Origin of the sequence: Streptomyces sp. NPDC006602, from assembly GCF_042870385.1 — a bacterium.
GTDB lineage: Bacteria > Actinomycetota > Actinomycetes > Streptomycetales > Streptomycetaceae > Streptomyces.
On sequence record NZ_JBIAHG010000002.1, the window covers coordinates 512,580 to 533,761 of the forward strand.

10 protein-coding genes are annotated in these 21,182 nt (G+C 69.3%); all 10 read right to left on the reverse strand.

The window, feature by feature from the left end:
- Positions 1 to 29: 29 nt before the first annotated feature.
- The 10 genes from ACFYO2_RS07030 to ACFYO2_RS07075 all read right to left on the reverse strand — a co-directional run bounded on the left by ACFYO2_RS07030 (position 30) and on the right by ACFYO2_RS07075 (position 21,174).
- On the reverse strand, positions 30 to 944 hold the full coding sequence (locus tag ACFYO2_RS07030) for a beta-glucosidase (protein WP_388345155.1): 915 nt from the start codon (positions 942 to 944) through the stop codon (positions 30 to 32).
- A complete protein-coding gene (locus ACFYO2_RS07035; RefSeq protein WP_388345158.1) occupies positions 941 to 1,885 on the reverse strand; it encodes a hypothetical protein in 945 nt (314 codons plus the stop codon). The genes ACFYO2_RS07030 and ACFYO2_RS07035 overlap by 4 nt, the downstream gene beginning before the upstream one ends.
- 5 nt (positions 1,886 to 1,890) lie before the next feature.
- Positions 1,891 to 3,339 (reverse strand): alpha-L-fucosidase, encoded by a 1,449-nt coding sequence (locus tag ACFYO2_RS07040; protein WP_388345161.1) that lies wholly within the window; start codon positions 3,337 to 3,339, stop codon positions 1,891 to 1,893.
- A 26-nt stretch (positions 3,340 to 3,365) separates the two neighbouring features.
- Positions 3,366 to 5,510 (reverse strand): GDSL-type esterase/lipase family protein, encoded by a 2,145-nt coding sequence (locus ACFYO2_RS07045; protein ID WP_388345164.1) that lies wholly within the window; start codon positions 5,508 to 5,510, stop codon positions 3,366 to 3,368.
- Positions 5,511 to 5,519: 9 nt separating this feature from the next.
- Positions 5,520 to 6,740: an SGNH/GDSL hydrolase family protein gene (locus ACFYO2_RS07050; protein WP_388345167.1), complete on the reverse strand. Its 1,221-nt coding sequence runs from the start codon at positions 6,738 to 6,740 to the stop codon at positions 5,520 to 5,522.
- 8 nt (positions 6,741 to 6,748) lie between these two features.
- Positions 6,749 to 8,755 carry a glycoside hydrolase family 31 protein gene (locus tag ACFYO2_RS07055; protein WP_388345170.1) on the reverse strand — a complete coding sequence of 669 codons (2,007 nt, stop codon included), beginning with the start codon at positions 8,753 to 8,755 and terminating at the stop codon, positions 6,749 to 6,751.
- Positions 8,755 to 12,480, reverse strand: coding sequence for a beta-galactosidase (locus tag ACFYO2_RS07060; RefSeq protein WP_388345172.1), 3,726 nt, complete (start codon positions 12,478 to 12,480; stop codon positions 8,755 to 8,757). Before ACFYO2_RS07060 ends, ACFYO2_RS07055 begins: the two co-directional genes overlap by 1 nt.
- Positions 12,477 to 16,130: a beta-galactosidase gene (locus ACFYO2_RS07065; RefSeq protein WP_388345175.1), complete on the reverse strand. Its 3,654-nt coding sequence runs from the start codon at positions 16,128 to 16,130 to the stop codon at positions 12,477 to 12,479. Before ACFYO2_RS07065 ends, ACFYO2_RS07060 begins: the two co-directional genes overlap by 4 nt.
- On the reverse strand, positions 16,127 to 17,995 hold the full coding sequence (locus ACFYO2_RS07070; protein WP_388345177.1) for a glycoside hydrolase domain-containing protein: 1,869 nt from the start codon (positions 17,993 to 17,995) through the stop codon (positions 16,127 to 16,129). Before ACFYO2_RS07070 ends, ACFYO2_RS07065 begins: the two co-directional genes overlap by 4 nt.
- Before the next feature lie 161 nt (positions 17,996 to 18,156).
- Positions 18,157 to 21,174 (reverse strand): TIM-barrel domain-containing protein, encoded by a 3,018-nt coding sequence (locus ACFYO2_RS07075; RefSeq protein ID WP_388345180.1) that lies wholly within the window; start codon positions 21,172 to 21,174, stop codon positions 18,157 to 18,159.
- Between the last annotated feature and the right edge of the window lie 8 nt (positions 21,175 to 21,182).

Consider the following 21,182-nt stretch of genomic DNA (forward strand, 5'->3'; position numbering starts at 1 on the left):
GGTGCGATGTGGCCGCACCGCGGCTCGGGTCAGGCGACGGTCATCGCGAAGATGTGCAGAGCGGGACCACCGCTCGTCAGGCCGTCGCTGACCTTCGGCAGCACGACGGAGTGCAGTTCCTTGTCCTCCAGCTCGACGCCGAAGGTGTAGAGACTGATCGGGTTCCTGTCCTGGCCCGAGGGGGTGTTGCGGTACGGCAGTACCACCGCGGCCGCGGGGTTCGCCCAGTACCAGTCGGGGACCTCGACGGAGAAGGCCTGCTCGGTACCGTCCGCGTACACGACCTTCCCGGGCCCTTTGCCGTCGCCCCAGGTGCAGGTGCCGAGGAAGGCCAGCCGCGACCCGGTGCCGGACAGCCGTACGGTCTGCCCGGAGGACACCACGTTGTCCTTGGCGCCGGGCTCGGTGTCCGGCCAGGTGAAGGTCGTCCCGCCGTATGTCACCGAAGCCCCGGGAGTCAGCCCGACCGATGCCAGCGCCTCGGCGGACAGGCTGGAACGCGAGCCGTCGATGTCGGCGGTGGTGGTGGCGTCGTCGGAGGAGATCCCGGCGTTGTCGAAGGCACCGGCCAGCGACCTGTACGGCAGTTTCAGCGACGAGGTCGCGCGGGTGCAGTCGGATCCGTGCTCGTGCACGTCGAAGAGCGCGTGCGCGATGCAGGGGACCACTCCTTCGGCGTCGTCGGGGAGCCGGGTCTTCCAGGTGCGGGTGACCGACCGTCCGGGCGCGATGTCGCCCAGGCCGTCCGACTGCGCGAGGTCGCCCACGGCGAGGTAGAGAACGGTGCCGCGCAGGGTGATGCCGGTGGTGTTCTTGAGGGTGGCGGTCAGGGTCACGGCCTGGCCCGGTCCAGGGGTGGCCGGGGTGACGGTGAGGGAGACGGGCGGCGAGAGGAAGTCCTGTTCGGGGCGGTAGGCGGCCTGGGCGAGGCGGTGGGTTGTCATCTCGTCTCCACTGAGAAGTGGTCGAACACGGCCTGCACGGTGGAGCCGGGGTAGTTGAGGTTCACGGCGCTCGCCACCACGCCGGCGTCCAGAGCGCCGCTCGCGGAGGACACGGTCGCCCGCGCGATCTCGGTCCAGGAAAGACCGTTGTTGGTGCTGCTGTACGCGATGTACGTCGTGCCGTCACGGACCAGGCGCAGCCAGGCGGGGTGGGTGGAGCCGCCGCCACCGGCCCAGGTGTCGAGCCGCCCGTTTCCGTCGCTGTCGGTCATGAACTCCAGGCCGAACGACTTCGACATGGTGAGTACGGCGTAGCCGCCCTTCTCCGGGGCGGTGAGGTCATTGGCGACGGCGATGCCGTACTTGGCGGTGGGGTTGTCGCTCCCGGTGAGGCTGACCGTCTCGACCTGCACCACGCTCGACTCGGCGGCGGAGCCGGGAAGGAGGATGCCCCCCTTCTCGTCGGTTCCACCGGAGAAGTCGCGGCCGCCCGCCCAGATCACCAACTGGCTGCCGTACTGGCCGAACTTCGCGTCGTCGGTGGTGGCGAACGTCCGGTACGGGTCCCGCACACCGTTGGGCTCGTAGGGCACGGTGAACGTCTTGGCGGACCGCGCGCAGTCGCTGCTGTGCTCGTCGACGTCGAAGACCACGTGCGCGGTGAACGACACGTTCCCGGCCACGTCGGCCGGGATCGCCGTCTCCCAGCGCCGGGTGGCCTTCGCGCCGGGCCGCAGGTCGCCGAGCGGAATGGTCTTCGCCGCCGTGGTGGCTCCGGGGTTGATCAGATGGAGCACGGCGTTGAGGAGCGGGAAGGAACAGTCGTTGGTGAGGACCGCGGTGGCGGTGACCGGGTCACCACCGGCCGGCTCGGCGGGTTCGGTGGTGACGGTGAGCGTGGGTCCCAGGGTGTCGAACTGGGTACCGTTACTGATTCCCATGCCGGTCACCGGGCCCAGTCGACGGTGAAGACGTTGGCGATGTCGCTGGGCAGTGAGGACGGGACCGTGATGTTGATCTTTCCGTCACGGCGGGTCCACCTCAGACTGCCGCTCGTGCCGAGCAGCCGGATCCGGGAAGTGGCGCTGATGGGGATGTCGCCGGGCACCGAGAGGGTGCCGCTGGGCGCGCCCAGCACGATGATGTTGAACTTCCCCGGGGAGACGGTGTAGCGGATGCCGAGCGAACTGGCCTCCTCCTCCGCCCGCACCCAGGGCGTCGACCCGTAGATCGCGGGGCCGTTGACCTTCAGCCAGGCGCCGATGTCCTTCAGCCGCTCCTGCATGATCTCGGGGATCGTGCCGTCCGGCCTGGGGCCGATGTTGAGCAGCAGGTTGCCGTTCTTGCTGACCACGTCGGCGAGCAGCTGGATCAGGAACTCGGAGGTCTTGTAGTCCTCGTCCGGCTCGTGCTTGTTGTAGCCCCAGGAGTAGCCGATGGTCATGCAGCACTCCCACTTCTGGGGATCCATTGTGGGGTTGGTGCGCTGCTCGTACGTCGCGAAGTCGAAATGGGTGTCGAACCGGTCGTTGATCACGACACCCTTGGGGTGCGTTCGGTTCTTGGCCTGGTTGTAGTAGTGGGCCATGGGTTCTTCGCTGCGCCACGGCGGGTTGCCGGTGGGCCGGAACCACTGGCCGTCGGCCCACAGCAGCTCCGGGTCGTAGCGGTCGATGATCTCGTACAGCTGCTTGAGCTCGTAGTCGCCGACGTAGTCCTGGACCGGCTTGTAGCCGGTCATCGGGATTTCCTGGTCGGTGTAGAAGTTGCGCATCGGCCGACCGATGGCCGGGTTGAAGAACTCGCCGAGCGAGTAGTACAGCCCCGGGCGCACGGTGCCGCGCTTGCGGGCCGCGGTCATCAGCTCACCGACCAGGTCACGCTTCGGGCCGTACGCCACGGAGTGACGGTCCGTCACCTTGCTGGGGTAGAGCGCGAATCCGTCATGGTGCTTGCTGGTCAGCGCGAAGTACTCGGCACCCGCCTGCTCGAACAGCCTCACCCAGGAGTCGGGATCGTACTTCTCGGCCTTGAACTGCGGGATGAGGTCGTCGTAGGTGACGTTCTCGCCGTAGGTGTCGCGGTGGTACTTCCACTCGGCGGTGTCCTTGGTGCTCTGGTACCACAGGTACCACTCGGACGCGCTCCTCGGCGTCGCGCCGCCGATCACCGAGTAGATGCCCCAGTGGACGAAGATGCCGAACTTGGCGTCCTTGTACCAGCGCGGCACCGGGTGGGTGTCGAGGGATGCCTTGGTGGGCTGGTAGTCGGGAATGCCCAGGGCGCCGGACACAGCGCCCTGCGTGAGCGCCTGGGCGGTGCCGGGCGGGGCGAGCAGCACCGCGCCGCCGAGGGCGGCCGCGGTGGTCATGAAGTGTCTGCGGTTGACTGCCATATACGTGCCTCTCGCTGGTACGTGGATCACGCGTGCGTGGAGAAGGAGTCGAAGAGTGCTGTCGTGATCTGGCCGGGGTAGTTGAGGTTGACGGCGCTCGCGACCAGCCCGGCGTCGCCGGTGCCGCTCGCGGACGGCACGGTGGCGGTGGCGACCTGCTGCCAGGCGGCGCCGTCGGAACTGGCGTACGCGGTGTAGCTGGTGCCGTCGCGGACGAGCTTCAGCCAGGCGGGGTGGTACGAACTGCCGCCGCCGGCCCAGGTGTCGAGCTTCCCGTCGCCGTCGCTGTCGGTCAGGAACTCCAGGCCGAACTGCGCGGACATGGTGAGCACCGCGTAGCCGCCCGCCTCCGGGGCGGTGAGGTCGTTGGCGACGGCGATCCCCGCCTTGGCGGAGGGGCCGCTGCCGGTCTGACCGACGACGCGGGCGGTCACCGTGCCGGACGGCGGCGCGGCGTCGGCGAGGTAGACCGCCGCCTTCTCGTCCTTCCAGCCGGACAGGTCCTGGCCGCCGGCCCAGATGGCGAACTGGTCGCCGTTCTGGGCGTATTGGGCCTGCTCGGTGGTGGTGGCGGTGGTCAGATACGGTGCCCGCACCGAGGACGGAACAGGGGTCACCGTGGCGTCCACGCTGTCCGAGTCGTGCCGTGTCCGGCCGTCCTGGAAGAAGGAGGTGCGTACTCCGATCTCGTGGGTGCCCCAGGCCGCGTCGGCCGCGGGGGTCACCGTCCAGGTGACTTTGGCGCTGTCGCCGGGGGCGAGGGAGCGCGTCCTCGTGCTGCCGGCCGGTTCGGCGGACCAGCCGTCGGGGAGATCGAGGCGAGTGCTGACCTGGGTGACCGTTTCGGTGCCGGTGTTGGTGACGGTCGACGTGATCTTGCCGTCACCGCCGGCTTGCAGGGTCGGCCGGTACGGGGTGAGCCGGACCCGGGCCGAGGGGCAGTCCCGGGCCACCCGCAGACCGGCGAGGTCGACCGCGTCGGCGAACGCCTTCATCCCGGTGTCGTTGGGGTGCAGATGGTCACCGGAGTCGAACGCGGCGCCGTAGCGGGTGGGATCGTCCGGGTCCCGCACCGCCTTGTCGAAGTCGGCGTAGCCGTCGAAGACGCCGCCGTCGCGTACGAACGTGTTGACCTTCTGCCGGTCGGCCTCCTTGGCCTCGGTCCACCAGTCGCCCCAGCCGCGATACGGCACGACCGTCGCGCCGATCACGCGCAGCCCGCGTTCATGGGCGCGGCGCACGATCTCCTTCATGCCGTCGATCACCTGATCGCCGGTGGCGCCGCCCCAGCTGAGGTCGTTGACACCCTCGAACAGGACCACCGTGCGGGCGCCCGGCTGCGACAGCACATCGCGCTCCAGCCGGTCCAACGCCGACGGGTTGCCGTCGACGCCGGCCGTGATCCGGTTGCCGCTGATGCCCTCGTTCAGCACTCCGGCGGTGGTCGAGCAGGCCGCCAGCCGGGCCGCCAGATCGTCGGGCCAGCGCCGGTTGGCGTTCGAGGTGGAGGCCGCGCCGTCGGTGATGGAGTCGCCGAGCGCCACCACGGCGCCCGCCGCGTTGCCGCCCTGTACGTCGACACCGGTCAGGAACGGGAAGGTGGAATCGGTCTTGGTGAAGGCGTCCCCGTCGGAGTCCGAGGTGTGGTCGCCGCCGCCGTCGGGTGTCCAGTAGACCGTCTGGAGGCCCATCCAGTGCTGGCTGATGTGGGTGAGCCGGCCGGGGAAGTACAGGCTGACGACCAGGTCGCTGCGGGCGGGCACGGTGAGCTGGACCTGATCGCTGGCCGCCTGCTCGCCGGCCGCGATCGTCACCTCGCTCTTCCCGCCGAACCGCAGCTTCTGCGGCTTCGTGACGGCGGAACCGCCCTCACGAAGTCCGACGGTCGCGTGTCCGATCGTCACCGGCTCAGTGGTGAAGTCGTTGGTCAGGCGGATGCGTACGCTCGACCCGCCGGCGCTCACCCGCACCGGGATCCGTACCGTCACCTCCGAGGTGCCCGGGTCGTACGAGGCGTGCTGCGCGGTCGCCCAAGTCCCGGTCCACCCCGGCTGCGCGGTCTCCGCCGCGGCCGGCGCCACCGGAAGCAGGGCAGCCACGGTGGCCGCCAACGCCGTGGCCAGGACCGCGAATCTTCGGTGCCCCCGCAAGTGTTCAAGCCGTTTGGACACGGTTCCTCCTCAGGAACAGCCGCGGCCGAGGCCGAGCGACGTCAGGTCGATGGAGTCGGCGAATGCCTTCATCCCGGCGTCATTGGGATGCAGGTGGTCTCCGGAGTCGTACGCCGCGCCCAGCCGCCGCGGATCCGCCGGGTCCCGGACCGCACGGTCGAAGTCGGCGTAGTCGTCGAAGACCCCGCCGGAGTCCCGGACGAACGCGTTGACCTGCTGTCGCCGCGCCTCCGTCTCCTCGGTCCAGCCACCCCAGGTGAAGTCCTCGTACGGGGTGATGGTGGCGCCGACGACCCGCATCCCGCGCTGGTGGGCCCGGTCGGCGATCTCCGTCATGCCGGCGATGATCTGCTCGGCACTCGCCCCGCCGAGGTCGTTGATCCCCTCGAAGAGGATCAGGGTCCGCGCCCCCGGCTGGGAGAGCACGTCCCGGTCGAGCCGGTCGAGCGCCGAGGGGTTGGTCGCGGTCCCGGCGGTGATCCGGTTGCTGGTGATGCCCGCGTTGAGCACCCCGGCGCCGGGCAGGCAGGCGTTGAGGCGGGCGGAGAGCAGGTCGGGCCAGCGCTGGTTGGTGTCGGCCGTCGAGAACGACCCGTCGGTGATCGAGTCGCCGAGCGCCACCACCGACCCGGTTCTCGGAGCTGTCACGTCGACGCCGCTGAGGAACGGCCAGCTGGTGGTGGTCCAGGTGTAGGCGTCCCCGGTCGGGTCGACGGCGTGGTCGCCCGCCCCGTAGTCCGTCCAGTACACCGTCTGCTGGGCCCACCAGTGGTCGGTGATGTGCGTGACCTGACCGGGCAGATGGAGGCTGACCACGAGGTCGGTCAGGGCCGGCACGGCCAGGCGGACCGGGTCGCTGACCGCCTCACCGCCCGCCGGGATCGTGACCTGGCGTATTCCGCCGAATCGCACGTCGTACGGGCGGGCCACAGCGGAACCGCCGTCACGCAGGCCCACGGTCGCGTGCCCGATCGTCACCGGGTCGGTGGCGTAGGCGTTGGTCAGCCGGATGCGTACGGATGAGCCGCCGACGCTGATGTGCACCGGCATCCGTACCGTCACCTCGGACATCCCCGAGACCTCGTAGTGCTCGCTGGCAGCGGTGGCCCAGGTCCCCGTCCAGCCGCGCTGACCGGTCAACTGATCTGCCTGGGCGGGCGCGACCGATCCCGCCAGGACAGCCACGACCATGAGCATGAGCACAGCGAACCTGCCGCGCGTCGAACGCATCCCGCCCCCTACCCTTCCGCGCCGGTGCGCGCGAGCGCCTGGTACGCCTTGCCGGCGCCCTTGGCCTTGAGGTTCACGAACGCCGGCGTCACGCCGAGTGGCGCCGCGTACTGCTTGAGCGTGACGGGACCGCGGAGGACCCTTCCGGTGGTGACGTCACGCCATGTACCGGTCGGCAGGAAGACGTCCCGGGTGGTGCCTTCATCGAGCTTGGGCGCGGCCAGCACGGCCGGTCCGAGCATCCACTCGTCGGTGACCGTGTAACTCGCCTCGTCCTTCGGGAAGTCGAAGAACAGCGGCCGCATGATCGGATCGCCGGTCTTCAGCGTCTGCTGCACCTGATCCCAGATGTACGGGGCCAGCCACTCGTGCGTCTTGATCGCCTGCCGGTAGAGGTCGACCGTCTGCCGGTCGTACCCGTTCCACTCGCCGGTCGTCGCGTCCCGGACACCGGTGGGCGAGGTCGAGGCGTACATCAGCGGCATCAGGGACGCCGCCTGCGCCCAGCGGGCCAGGACCTGCTTGGTGGGTGGCGGGTAGCTGAGCGAGCCGCCGATCATGTCGGTCTCCACGAACGGGTAACCGATCGTGGAGACCGCCAGGTTGGCCGAGACCGCGGCACGCAGCCCCGCGAAGGTGGTCGGCTTGTCGGCCGTGCGGGTGGCGAAGCCCTTGGCCTGCGCGGCGTTCCACGCGACCCGCAACCCCGCCCCCTGCTGGTCGAACTCGTCGGCCAGCTCGGTGCCGTACTTCACGTAGTCGGCGCGGGTCGCCCCCGGGTAGGGGGCGCACCGGTCGTCGAAGAAGGCGGTGTCGAACTTGAACCCGGCCACCCCCAACTGGCTTGTCTGGGCTTTGAGATCGTCGGTGTACCACTGCCGTGCGGCCGGGTTCGCCAGGTCGATCAGCCCGGTCTGGCGGCCGTTCCACCAGGTGAACAGGCACGGTTTGGTCGGGTCGGACGGGTCCTTGAGCAGATACCCGTTGTCGACGGCTTCGGAGAAGTTGGCGGCGGTCTCGGGCATGTACAGGCCCGTCCACATACCGAGGTCGAAGCCGAGGCGCCCCAGTTCCTTGGACAGGGCGGGCAGATCGGGGAAGCGTTCGCCGAAGTCCGAGGCGATCACGCTCTCCTCGATCTGCACCGCGTGCCCGCCGAGCCCGGCGCCGGCCAGCGCTCGGGCCCAGGCGAGGACGTTCTCCTGGGTCTGCTCGCCGTAGAACTGGGCCCAGGAGTTCCAGAGGGGGGTGGCGTACTGCTCGTAGGGGGTGTCGGCGCGTTCGGGCTTGCCGACCAGCGCGATGTGGTCGCGGTACACCTCGGCGGCAGTGTCCTCGACGAACACCGTGGAGGCGGAGGGCCGTTCGCCGGTGACGGTGAACTCGCCGAGCCCGTTGCCGCCGGAGTTGATCCGCACGTCCATCGGGTCGTTCGTGTCCGCCCGCAGCCCGGTGGCGCTGGAGGTGTACCAGAAAGGGGAGACCACCTGGTACGAGGCCGGGCTGAAGCCGGTGTCCACCAGCTGCCCGGAGTCCAGCGGCCACGGCTGGACCGTCTGGTCGCTGTTCTCGCCGTGCCCGTACCAGTGCCCGGCGCTGCTCAGGTCGTACGCCGTGCTGAGCGCGTCGGCCTGTGCGCCCGACAGAGTCCAGTTCATGTCGTACCGGTCGGAGCGCAGGGTGATCCGCAGATCGACGCTGACGCCCGGCAGGTCGGTGGCGGCGGTGACGCGCAGGGAGTTGCCTATACGGGTGCTGCCGGTGACCTCCCGGACGATGTGCCAGTCGGCGCCGATCCGGAACCGGAACGCCGCGGGCGCGGTGGCCAGCACGGTCCGGCCCTCCCGCACGGTGGTGACGGTCAACCGGTCCGTGCCGACGCGTAGTTCGTAGGCGGGTGTCGTGAAGGTGATCGGCCCGGAGTCGGCGGCCGCCGGCGCCGCGCCGAGCAGCGGGGCGGCCAGGGTCAGCGCCGCCGCGCCGCGGCGTACGGTTCGTCTCGCCGTAGGCGGCATCAGGCACCACCGCCGCACGTCAGCTTGGCGTCGGCCCAGTCGGCGTGGTCGAGGGCGTTGCCGTCCCCGGCGTCCGAGACGACGAGTTCGAGGCGGCGCGCGCCTGCCACATCGACGTCGATCTCCTTCGTCGCGGTGTCCCGGTCGACGGTGCCGCTCTCGTAGACGGGTGTTCCGTCGGCGAGGACGGTGTAGGTGACGGTGGCCGGGCCGTCGGAGCGGCCGTAGGTCTCCTGGTCGAGGCCGAGCGCGGCGTGGAAGGTGGTGCAGGTGCCGCCGAGCCACACCTGGACGCTGCTGGCGGCGTGGGTTCCGAGGCCCTTGTCGTAGACGGTGTCGTGGAGGGTGAGCGGCAGGCCGTCGCCCTCGGCGTTCTCGCCGACGGACTGGTCGCGTTCGACCGGACCCCAGCCGTTGCTGCTGGAGGCGAACGGCAGATCGCTGAGGTAGTGTTCGCCGGCCGTGAGCGGCGGTGGCTGTGCCGCCACGACCTGTTCCCCGGTCACCGAACCGGGCTTGCCGGCCCGGGTGAAGCCGGCGGTGGCGCTGATGACGGTGACGGTGCCGGTCTTCTGGTCGGCGGGGACGGTGACGGTCCACCGGGCTTTCGCCGAGGCGCCGGGTTCGAGGGTGCCGAGGCGGACCGGGTCGGCCGGGGTCGCGGTCCAGCCGGCGGGCAGCTTCGGGCTCAGGGTGAGGTCGCTCAGCGTCCTGCCGTTGCCCGGCACGGAGGTCGTCGCCGTGACCTGGTAGGTGGTGCCCGGCTCGACGGTGTCGGGCGCGTCGACCGTCACCCGAGCCGGAGTGGCCGGGGCGGCGTAGGTGGCGGCGTCGTAGGCCGGGGCGGCCACATCGGCGACCCGCAGCGAGGAGGTGACGTTGCCGAGCGTGGTGAGGCCGACCTTTCCGAGGCCGCCGCTCTTCGCGTCCTCGCTCCACGAGGCGATGGCGATGGTGTTCTTGCCGTCGGCGCGCAGGATGCCGTTCGGGATGGGGAACGTGTGCTGCGGACCGGTGTCGTTGACGTACTGGCCCATCAACCAGCCGTTGACATAGATGAGGGCGCGGTAGTTGCGGTCGGGGTCGTCGGTGATCGTAACGCCGACGGAGACGTCCTGGCCCTTGGGCAGTTGCGGGTTGAAGGTGGTGCGGTACCAGGCGATACCGGGTGCGGTGTCACTGGCCGGCAGCGTGGCCGCGTCCCAGGACCGGTCCGGGAATCCGGGCAGGGTCCAGCCCGCTCGCTCCCCGTACAGGCCGCCGTTGTTCATGTGCCCGCGTACGGTGTCGACGGGCTGCTCGCCGCCCCGGGCACCCTGGATGCGCCAGGTGATCTGCGCGTCGGAGCCCGCCAGATACGCCGTGGTCAGACCGCGCGGCTGCTTGTGGTCGTCGCTGTTCCAGGTGAAGTCCTCGTTGTGGCCCATGGTGCCGACCAGGACGGAGATCACGTTCTCCTTGCCCTTGTGCAGCAACCCGTCGGCGATGGGGAAGGTCTTGCGGCCGGTCTGACTCGTCCCGGCGAACTTCCCGTTGATCCACACCGAGTACGCGCCCACCGCGGCCGAGCCGGTGTCCGGGTTGGTGGCGTAGGCGGTCATGGAGAGGGACTTCTCGGTGCCGGTGGCCTTGAAGCGGCCCCGGTACCAGACGTAGCCGTAGTGATAGCCGTACTCGTCCTGGTACAGCACCGGTACAGTCCCGGGCTTGGTCGGGTTGTCGGTGGTCAGCTTGTCGGCGTACGTCCAGGACGAGTCGTCGAAGCCGGGGGCGGCCTCGGGGGTTTCGGCGGACGTCTTCCAGCCGGTCAGCTCGGGGAGCTTGACGTCCTTCGGACCGGGCACGGTGCCCGACAGGCTGCCGGAGGAGGTCCGTCTCACGCTCAGGGGTACGCCGTTCCAGGTGACGTTCCGTACGCCGGACGGGGCGAACACCTCCAACGGGCCCGCCTCCTTCGCATCGCCGGTGAGGGCGAGCGTCGTCCCCAGGCCGGTGACGGACGCCGTGCGGACCAGTTCGGTGCCGCGTTCCAGGACCGGACCGGCTGCCGTGTCCTGCCGCCAGAAGCCGGCGGCCTCGGCGTCGGTGCCGATGAGCAGCAGCAGATCGGGGCGGCCGGAGCTCTGGACGAGGACCCGGGTGACGCCGGAGTGGGTGTAGTCCAGCTTCAGGTCGCCGCGCTCGGCGTCCCAGCTGACGTCCGCCTTGCCGTCGAGCACGGTGACCTTGGGCTTGGCGGAGTAGCGGAGCATCGTCTGCCCGGGGTCGCCCTCGCCGCCGTACAGCACGGCTCGGGTGCGGTCACCGGTCTTCGCGCTGGTCAGCAGCTCGCTGGTGGAGTAGACGAGCCGCTGGCCGCCGCCGAGGTCGTGGCCGGCGACGAGGATCTTGCCGGTCTTGCCGTTGAGGCGTGCGGTGACCGGATAGGTGCCGTCCGGGGTCTTCCAGTCGAAGGTGGTGGTGGCGTCGGCATCGGCCATCGGGTCGCTGTGCCGGAGGTAGAGGAACTGGGTGTGCGTGTCCGGGTTGGCGCGGACCTCGATGTGCACGGCGTCGTTGGACGAGGCGGGGGCGTTCGCCGGATCGGTGGCGGTGAGCGGGGCGGTGGTGGTGTAGAAGAGGCCCTGCCGCTTCATCTCGTCGTAGTCGGCGCCGGTCTGGCGCGGCTCGCTGATCGGTGCGCCGTAGTCGTACGAGGTGTAGACCTGGCGCGGGTCGGCGAGCCAGCCCCAGTTGGTGCCGCCGTAGGTCATGTAGAGGTTCTCGATGGTCGTGCCCTGCATGACCTCGTGCTTGTTGACGATCTTCTGGTAGGCGGGACCCATCTTCTCGGGGCACTTCTCGTAGCCGGTGTCGCCCCAGGTCTGGAACCAGCCGGTGCCCGCCTCGAAGATCGACAGAGGGGCGTTGTCCTGCTGCCGTTTGAGGGTGGGCAGCCACCACTCGCCCTTGCAGAAGGAGTTGTACTGGTCCAGCTCCCCGACGAAGTCCAGGCCTTCGCCGCCCGCGTACTGCGGCATCGGCTCGTTGCCGACGAGGGGCACGGTGATGCCGTCGGCCCGTACCTGCTTGGAGAGTTCGACGATGTAGTCGCGGCCTTGCGGGTCGTACAGCTCGTTCTCGACCTGGTAGAGCAGTACCGGTCCGGTGCCGTCGGTGACCTGGCGGCGGGCGAGGATCCTGTCGATCTCCTGGAGCCACTCGCGGGCGGCGTCGAGGTATTCGGGGTCGGTGGAGCGGGCCTGTCCCTTCTGCGTCATCAGCCAGCCGGGGAAGCCTCCGCCGTCCGTCTCGGCGTTGATGTACGGGCCCGGGCGGGCGATGACGTAGAGCCCGGCCTCCTCGGCCATGTCGAGGAGCTTGTCGACGTCACGGATCCCGGTGAAGTCGTAACGGCCCTTCGACGGGGAGTGGTAGGCCCAGTCGAAGTAGATCGAGACCGCGTTCATGCCGCTCGCCTTGATCTTTAGGAGCACGTCGCGCCACAGGTCGGGGCTGGGGAGGCGCCAGTAGTGGAACTCCCCGGACCAGACGAAGAGCCGCATGCCGTCGACCTTGACGGAGTACTTGTCGTAACTGACCGTGTGGGGCGTGGGCTTGGCGGCCGCGGCGTCGGCCGGGACCGTGGCGTGCGCGGGCACCGCGGCGGCGAGGACCGCGAGCAGTACGGAAGCCAGCGCCGCGGACAGCAGGGTTCTCAGTCGTCCGACTCGGGCGAGGATCACGACGTACCTCCCGTGCAGGTCAACTTGGCGTCGGCCCAGTCGGCATGGTCCGAGGAGACATCGCCGTCCCCGTCGACCAGCAGATCCAGCCAGCGGGCACCGGTCAGATCCACGTCGACCTCGGTGCCGCCGTCGGAGCCGCGCACCACCGCGGTTGTGGTGAGCGAGCGGCCGTCGGCGATCACCTGGAAGGAGACGCTGCCGCCGTCGCCGACCTCGTCGTCCACCCCGGCGGTCGCGGTGAAGCGGGTGCAGCCACCGCCGAGATAGACCCGGACCTGGCTGTTCGCGTGCACGCCGAGGCCCTTGGTGTACGTGGTGCCGCCGATACTCAGGGGGCGACCATCACCCGCCGCGTTCTCCCCGTTGGAGGCGTCCTTCTCCACCGGACCCCAGCCGTTGACCGCCTTGACCAGGGTCAGGTCGCTCACATAGGCGTCGGCGGACAGTCCCGGCGGCGGCACCTGTACGGCGCGTACACCGGTGACGGTGCCCGGACGGCCGGGCTGGGTGAGCTTGGCGGTCGCGGACAGGACGGCGTAGTGAACGGGATCGCTGGGCGGGGTCACGGTGTAGTCCGCTGCCACCGTGTCACCGGGCCTGACCCGGTCGAAACGGATCGTGTCGTCGGTGGTCGCGGTCCAGCCGTCCGGGACCTTCAGCGCCAGTTCGGCGTTCCAGGCGGTCGGCGCGTCCTTGGGCACGCTGAGAGTGACGGGGACCTTGGCGGCGGTGCCGGTGCTCAGGAACGGCTCGGCGTCGACGGTGACTTGAGCGCCCGCGGTCGGCATCGCGTAGGTCTTGGCGTCGTACGAGGGCGCGGCCACCGTACCGACCTTGATCCCGCCCGCCGAGGCGCCGAGGTCGACGAGTTTGACCGAGCCCGGGCCCGCGCCGGCCTTGGTGGACCACACGGCCAGGGCGATGGTGTTGTCGCCCTGCTCGCGCAGGAGGCCCTTGGGGATGACGAACCGTGTCTGGGGTCCGGTGTCCGGCAGGTAGCGGCCGATCAGCCAGCCGTTGACGAAGATCTCGGCGCGATAGCCGGTGCTGCCGCCCGCGGCTTCGGCGAGATCCAGTGCGATCGCGTTGTCCTGGCCCTGCGGCAGGTCGAGCCGGGCGGAGGTGCGGTACCACCGCACGCCGGGCTCAGTCTTGGCGGCCTGCCCGGAGAGGGTGGTGCTCTTCCAGCTGCCGTCGGGGAAGCCCGGCAGCGACCAGCCGGCCCGCTCCCCGTACAGCCCGCCGTTGTTGTACGGGCCCCGTGCGGTGTCCACCGGGTCCTCGCCGCCCCGGTTGCCCTGGATCTTCCAGGTGAGGGTGGAGGCCCCGCCGACCACCTCGGCGGAGAGCAGACCGCGTGGCTCCTTGGAGTAGTCGTGGCCCCATTCCTCGTTGTGGCCCGCGTTCTCCACGAGGACGGAGAGGACGTTGTCCCCGCCGTCCGAGCCGGACTTCAGCGTGCCCGCCGGGATGTCGAAGGTGTGCGCGCCGTCGCCGGAGCTGCCGAGGTAGCGGCCGTTGAGCCAGACCGCGTACTGGCCCGTGTTACCGGTCTTGGCGTCGAGTGCGAGCGCGGTCGCGGCACCGGTGGTCTTGAACCGGCCGCGGTACCAGACGTTGCCGTGGTGGAAGCCGTACTCGTCCATCGCGAGGACCGGCAGCGACCCGGCCAGCGCCGCGTTGTTGGCGGTGAGATGGTCGGCGGTGGTCCAGGTGGAGTCGTCGAAGACGGGCGCGGACTCCGGTGCCTCCTCCTTGTACTTCCACGTCGTCAGCTTGGGCAGATCGACCGGGAGCGGCGCCTGGGTGACGGCGACGTCGCGGCCGTTCCAGGTCACCTTCTTGGCGTCCGCGATGACCTCGATCTTCGCGGCCTTGGTGGAGTCGCCGGTCAACTTCAGGGTCCCGTCGGCCAGTTCCGCCGTACGGAGGAGGGATGGGCCGCGTACGAGGACGGGGCCCGCGGCGGTGTCCTGCCGCCACCAGTGAGCGGTCTCGGCGGTGTCGGCGATCAGCAGTTCCATGCCGTTCACCAGCACGCGGGCCAGGCCCTTGTGGGTGTAGTTCAGGCGCAGGTCGCCGCGTTCGGCGTCCCAGGTGGTGGTGACGTCGCCGTCGAGGACGGTGACCTCGGGCCGCTCGGCGTACCGCAGCACGGTCTCGCCGGCCTCGCCGGCCCGCCCGTACAGCAGCGCCACGTCCCGGTCGCCGATCCGGGCGCGCGTCATGATCTCCGAGGTGGAGTAGACGAGCCGCTGCTTCTCACCCAGGTCGTAGCCGGCGACGAGCAGTTTGGCGTCCCGGCCGTCGACGGTGATCGTTCCCTGCTGGGGTACACGGGGGTAGTCCCCGTCCTTGCCCGAGAGGGACAGGGTGGTCTCGTCCTTGTCCTTCACGCGGGTGTCGGCGTGCCGCACGGTGAAGAACTGGGTGCCGTCGTCGGGGTTGACGCGCCGGTCGACGCGCAGGGCGTCGTCGGACGGGGCGGGGGCCTCGGCCTTGTCGGTGCGCGCCAGCGAGGTCACCGAGTTGACCATGTAGCCGAGGCGCTTGAACTCCTGGTACTTGACCGTCAGTTGGCGGGACTCGTTGATCGGGGCCCCGTAGTCGTACGACGTGTAGACCGCGTTGGGGTCGGCGAGCCAGCCCCAGTTGGTGCCGCCGTACGTCATGTAGAAGGACTGGCCGCTCACCCCGGCGGCGATGTTCATCTTGCTGAACACCCGGGTGAAGTCGGTGCCGGTGAGTTTCGCGCAGTCCTGGTACCCGGTGCCGCCCCACGGGTCGAAGGCGCCGCCCTGTGCCTCCGGGATGATCAGGGGAGACTCGGGCTTCCACTCGTTGACGTACGAATAGTCGGGCAGGTTCTTCCAGGTCTCGGGGTCCTTGCAGTCGAAGCCCTGCGGGTAGGCGTCGAAGCCGTAGATGTCCGGGGCGCCCTTGCCGCTGACCCAGTTCTGGTTGGCGCCGCCGTCGTTGACGAAGGTGGGCACATCGATGCCGTCCTCCTTCGCCCAGTCGATGAGGGTCTGCATGTAGTCGGCGTCGTGGCGGCCGCCCTGGTACTCGTTCTCGACCTGGTAGAGGATCACCGACCCGGTGCCACGGGTGAGTTGGTGGCGCGCGATGATCGGGTTGATCCGGCTCATCCACTCCCGGGCCGCCTTCATGTACTCCGGCTCGGAGGTGCGGTTCACGCCGGCCTGTGTCGACCGCCAGGCGGGCATACCGCCGCCGGAGACCTCCGCGTTGATGTACGGGCCCGGTCGGGCGATCACATACAGGCCCGCGCGCTCGGCCTCGTCGAGCAGCCGCTCCACGTCACGGATGCCGGTGAAGTCGTAGGAGCCCGGCTTGGCGGAGTGGTAACCCCAGTCGAAGTAGAGCGAGACCGCGTTGAATCCGCCCGCCTTGATCTTCTGCAGGACGTCGCGCCACGCGTCGGGGTTGGGCAGCCGGAAGTAGTGGAACTCGGCGCCCCAGATGTACAGGGGTTTGCCGTCGACCTGCACGGAGTACTGGTCGTAGGTGACGGTATGCGGGGCCTGCTGCTCTGCCTGGACCGGTGGTGCGGCGACAGCTGTGCTGGTCAGGGGCATGACAGTCAGGGCCGCGGAGAGCAGCAGGGACTTCCACTTCACCCTCATGAGGTCAGACCCTTCACGACGGCCGCCCGCGCGGTCTCGATGTCGCCCACGTCCTTCGTCCGGCCGTCGAGGTTCCGCGTCGCGGTGGTCAGCGCCTCGGTCAGGGCGTCGCTGTCGGTGCCGCCGTCCTTCTTGCGCAGCTCGGCGACGAGTTCGTAGTCCTCGATGCCCTCCTTCAGCTGCTCCCAGCGGATGCTGGACATCGGGCCGTCCTCGCCCGGGTAGACCAGGTACTCGTCGCCCTGCGTGAAGATGTGCACCGGCTGATTGAAGGGGTCGCTGGTCCAGCTGTTGTACGACCAGCGCAGGAAGCCGTCCAGGTTCCGCTGGGCGGAGATCCACGGCAGCATCCGCGACTCGACGGCGGGCGAGAACGACAGCGTGTTGGGGTGGGCCGGAGCGCCGTACACGTAGAAGGTCGTGATCTTGCCGGCCTTGCGCCGTTCCTCCACCTTCTCCTTCGTCATCGCGTCGATGCCGCCCCAGTCGACGGACAGGTTGGACGCGACGCCTTCGGTGTTGATCGAACCGGCCACGGAGATGCGGTCGTCGAAGGCCGGCGCGACCTCGTGGACGAAGTCCTTGACGACGGTCATCGTGTTGATGGGCCGCTCGTCGAAGGACAGCCAGGTGTTCTCCAGCCAGCCCTTCGCCTTCACGTGCTTCTCGAAGGCGGGGAGGAACGCTCCCCACGCCTGACGCCAGCGGTCGCCGCCCAGATCGACGTTCTCGTAGACGGTCTTACCGGTGCTGGTGTCGGTGTAGGTGAGGTGTTCCTGGTCCTGGAACGCGAGCATGGAGAAGGCACCGATGTCGGGCCCGAGACCGGCACGTCTGGCGGTCTCGACGTACTTGTCCCAGCGGCTGAAGTCGAAGGAGAACGTCTTTCCGTTCCAGGTCCAGCCCACCATGCTGGTGTACGGCGTGGCGGTCTGCGACTCCCGGGTGCCGAGCGACCACTGGTGGTGCCAGGGGTTGTCGACGATGGTGGTGTTGATGACCTTCTGGCCGCGCGAGGCCAGGTCTCGGTTGTACTTGTCGATCAGCTTCCAGTGCTCGTCGGACCAGAGCCTGACGCCGTGGTTCTTGGCGATCGTCTCCGGCTGCGCCCACACGTCGAGGAAGAAGCTGTAGTCCTTCGGGTCGGGCACGCTCGCGTCGGCGACCTCGATGGTCAGCGGGTAGGTGCTCTGGGTGCGGCCGTCGGCGTTGACCTTCACCGTGCCGGTGTAGGTGCCGGGCTTGGCCGACTTGGGGATGTGGAAGGTGAACCACAGTGGTTGCGCCGCGTACGCGGGTACGTCCACCGAGGACCGTTCCTCGAGCGGGTCGCCGACCACATCGGGGTTGCGGTCGCCGGACACCTCCTTGCCGGAGCTGACCTGGTCGATGGTGGCGGACCAGTCGACCTCGCTCTTGGAACGCTGCACGGGTACGTACTTGACGTACCGGACCTGGGTGTCGGCACCGGACAGCTTCGCGCCGCCGGGCCCGGTGAGGTCGCCGACCACGGCCTTGACGTCGTCGAGGTTCTTGCCGGAGGCGATCGCCAGCTGCGCCGAGACCTGCTCGTTGCGCACGGCGGAGAGCTTGAGCTCCTTGGTGTCCTTGCCCTGGATGGGGGTCATCGGGTAGCGCGGGACCCGCTCCTCCGCGGAGCCGGCGAAGGAGCCGGTGGGAACCCAGGTGATGGTGTCCCTGGTGCCCATGGCGTCGGCGACCTTGACGGTCAGCCAGGTGGTGGTGGCCTTGGAATTGAGGTCGGTGCTGGTGGTCGCCGTACCGGTGACGGCGATCGCGGTGGTGCTCGCGGCCACGACGACGCCGGCGACGAAGCCGGCGACGAGTGAGGACGTACGTGCCATGGGGCTGGGTTCCCTCTCTCACGGAGGTGCAGGGAGTGGTCCCCGGCGGACCCCCAGGGGCCGGAGGACTACCGGGAAGCGGGGGTGGTCCCCGGCAGGCCCCAAGGGGGAGGGGGGCCTGCCGGGAAACCGGGGGTGGTGGTGCTGGAGATACCGGTGCGTCAGGAAGTGACGGTGAATCCGCTGAAGACGGCTTCGATGTTCTCGCCGGGATAGTTGACGTTGGCCGCGCTGGCGACCATCCCGGCGTCCTCGGTGCCGGAGGCCGACGGCACCTGGGCGGTGCCGACCTGCGACCAGGTCTGGCCGTCCTTGCTGGCGTACGCGGTGTAGGTGGCGCCGTCCCGGGTCAGCTTGAGGTACGCCGGGTGATAGCTGGAGTTACCGCCCGCCCAGGTGTCGAGCTTCCCGTCGCCGTTGCTGTCGGTCATGAACTCCAGGCCGTAACTCTGGGTCATGACCAGCACCGCGTAACCGCCCTTCTCGGGTGCGGTCAGGTCGTTGGCGAGGGCGATGCCGGCTTTGCCGACCGGTGAGGCGCTGTTCTGCGAGACCAACTGGGCCTGCACGGTGGACTTCTCGCCTGCCGCGTCGTCGCGGTAGATGACGCCCTTCTCGTCCTTCCAGCCGGACAGGTCCTGGCCGCCCGCCCAGATGGCGAACTGGTCACCGGCCTGGGCGTACTGGGGGTCCTCGGAGGTGGTGTCGGTCGTCAGGTAGGGCTCCTGCACGCTGCCCGGAGCGGCCTTCACCTGCGCCTGCACGGTGTCCGACACCTTCGTCGAGCCGTTGTAGGTGGCGGTGCCGGTGAGGTCGTGGCTGCCCCAGCGGGCGTCCTCGGCGGGTGTCACCGTCCAGGTGGTGGTGAGTGTGGCGCCGTTCTTGAGGTAGTCCGCGGCGGTCGGGTCGGTCGCCTTGGCGCTCCAGCCGTCGGGCAGGTCGAGGGCTGCCTTGACGCTCGTGAGGGTCCCGGTGCTCCAGTTGGTCACGTCAGTGGTCACCTCGAACGGCTTGCCGGCGTCGGTGGCCGGGGCGTCCGGGGTGATCAGGACGGAGGCAGCCGGAGCGTCGTCGCGCTTGAGCGCCTTGATGGCCTTGTCCGCGCCCTGGGCCTTGAGGTTGACGAAGGCCGGGGTGACGCCGAGCGGCGCCGAGTAGCCCTTCAGGGTCTTGGGGCCGCGGATCACGGTGCCCTGGTTGACGTCGTACCAGGTGCCCGGCGGCAGATGCACGGAGCGGGTGGCACCGGTGCTCAGCTTCGGCGCGGCCAGCACGGCCGGGCCGAGCATCCACTCGTCGGCGACCGTGTAACTCGCCTCGTCCTTCGGGAAGTCGAAGAACAGCGGCCGCATGATCGGATCGCCGGTCTTCAGCGTGCTCTGCACCTGGTCCCAGATATAGGGAGCGAGCTTCTCGTGCGTCTTGATCGCCTGCCGGTAGAGGTCGACCGTCTCCTGGTCGTAGTCCACCTTCTGCCCGGTGGTGGTGTCGTTGGTGTCCACCGGCGAGGTCGAGGCGTACATCAGCGGCATCAGTGAGGCGGATTGCGCCCACCGCACCAGTACGTCCTTCGTCGGCGCGGGCTGGCCCCCGGAGCCGCCGATCATGTCGGACTCGACGAACGGGTAGCCGATGGTGGAGATCGCCAGGTTCTGGGAGGCGGAGGCGCGCAGGGAGTCCCAGCCGGTGCCCTTGTCGACCTGACGGGTGACGAAGCCGGCCTCGTGGGCCGTCTTGTTCCAGTGCACCCGGATGCCGGCGCCCTGGAGGTCGAACTCGTCGGCGAGCTGCGTGCCGAGCTTCTGGTAGTCCGTGACCTGGGAGCCCTCGCGCGGCGCGCACCTCTCGTCGAAGAAGCGGGTGTCGAACTTCAGCCCGTCGATGTCGTACGTGTCCATGAGGGACTTGAGGTTGCCCTCGTACCAGGCCTTGGCCTCGGGGTTGGCCAGGTCGATGATCCCCGCCTCGCCGTTCCACCAGGTCACGTCACACGGCTTGGTCTTGTCCTTGGCGTCCATGAGCAGATAGCCGTGGTCCACCGCGTACTGGTAGTTGGCGGAGTCCAGGTTGATCCACAGGGTGACCCAGACGCCGAAGTCGAACCCCATGTCGTGGATCTTCTTGGAGAGGCCCAAGGGATCGGGGAAGGTCTTGGGATCCCAGGTCAGATTGCCGTAGTTCGACTCCCACTTGTCGTCGAGCTGGATGGTGTGCCCGTCCAGCCCGTTGTCGTGGAGGTCGGTGGCGTAGTCGAGCAGTTTCTCCTGGTCGACCTTGGTGTAGAACTGCGCCCAGGAATTCCACAGCGGCTTGGCGTACTGCTCGTACGGGGCGTCGGACTTGGTGGGCTTGCCGACGATGCCGATGTAGTCGCGGTAGACCTCCAGCGGGGTCGACTCGACGAACACGGTGGCCTTGTAGGTGTCGGGCGACTCGACGACGAAGGTGCCGAGGCCGTCCTTGCCCTTGTTGAGCGCCACGTCCATGACGTTCCCCGTGTCGACGCGCAGACCGGTCGACTTGGAGGTGTACCAGAACGGGTCGATCATGTGGTACGACGCCGGGCCGAAGGTCTTGTGGTCGACCTCGCCGGCGTCCAGCGGCCAGGGCTGGTTGGTGCCGGGACCGCCCTGCGGGGTCTCCGCCTCGCCGTGGCCGTACCAGTGGCCGGCCGACGACAGGTCGTAGGTGAGGCCGAGTTGGTCGGGGCTGCCGCCTTCGACGTCCCAGTCCAGCTGGTAGCGGTCGGCCTCGGGGGTGAGCCGGGCCGTGACGGTGGCGCCGTCGAGGGTGGTGTCGGTGGTGAGGGCGAGGACACCGCTCTTCCACGTCCAGTCGGTGACCTTGGTGGCGTGTTCCCACTTCTCGCCGGAGCGGAAGCGGAGTCCTCCGGTGTCGCCGCTCGCCGTACCCAGCACCGTTTTTCCGGAGCGCTCGGTGGTGAGGGTGAGTTCGTCGGTGGCGATGTCGACGGTGTAGCCGGGGGTGTTCCTGGTGCCCGGCACGGACAGGGTGAGGCCGTCCGCGCTCTGGGTCACCTTCGGCCCAGCGGCGGTGACCGCCTCGGCCTTCGTGGTGAGCGGGCCGGCAACGGTCGGTATGAGCGTCAGGGCAAGCGCGGCGGCCAACAGTGCTGCGGGCCTGGGGGATTTGCGCCGTCTGAACGGTTGGGTGCGCACTCACGTCC

Coding starts and splice junctions, on each gene's coding strand:
- ACFYO2_RS07030 (WP_388345155.1), bottom strand. CDS start 944: ATGACAACCCACCGCCTCGCCCAGGCCGCCTACCGCCCCGAACAGGAC.
- ACFYO2_RS07035 (WP_388345158.1), bottom strand. CDS start 1,885: ATGGGAATCAGTAACGGTACCCAGTTCGACACCCTGGGACCCACGCTC.
- ACFYO2_RS07040 (WP_388345161.1), bottom strand. CDS start 3,339: ATGGCAGTCAACCGCAGACACTTCATGACCACCGCGGCCGCCCTCGGC.
- ACFYO2_RS07050 (WP_388345167.1), bottom strand. CDS start 6,740: ATGCGTTCGACGCGCGGCAGGTTCGCTGTGCTCATGCTCATGGTCGTG.
- ACFYO2_RS07055 (WP_388345170.1), bottom strand. CDS start 8,755: ATGCCGCCTACGGCGAGACGAACCGTACGCCGCGGCGCGGCGGCGCTG.
- ACFYO2_RS07065 (WP_388345175.1), bottom strand. CDS start 16,130: ATGAGGGTGAAGTGGAAGTCCCTGCTGCTCTCCGCGGCCCTGACTGTC.
- ACFYO2_RS07070 (WP_388345177.1), bottom strand. CDS start 17,995: ATGGCACGTACGTCCTCACTCGTCGCCGGCTTCGTCGCCGGCGTCGTC.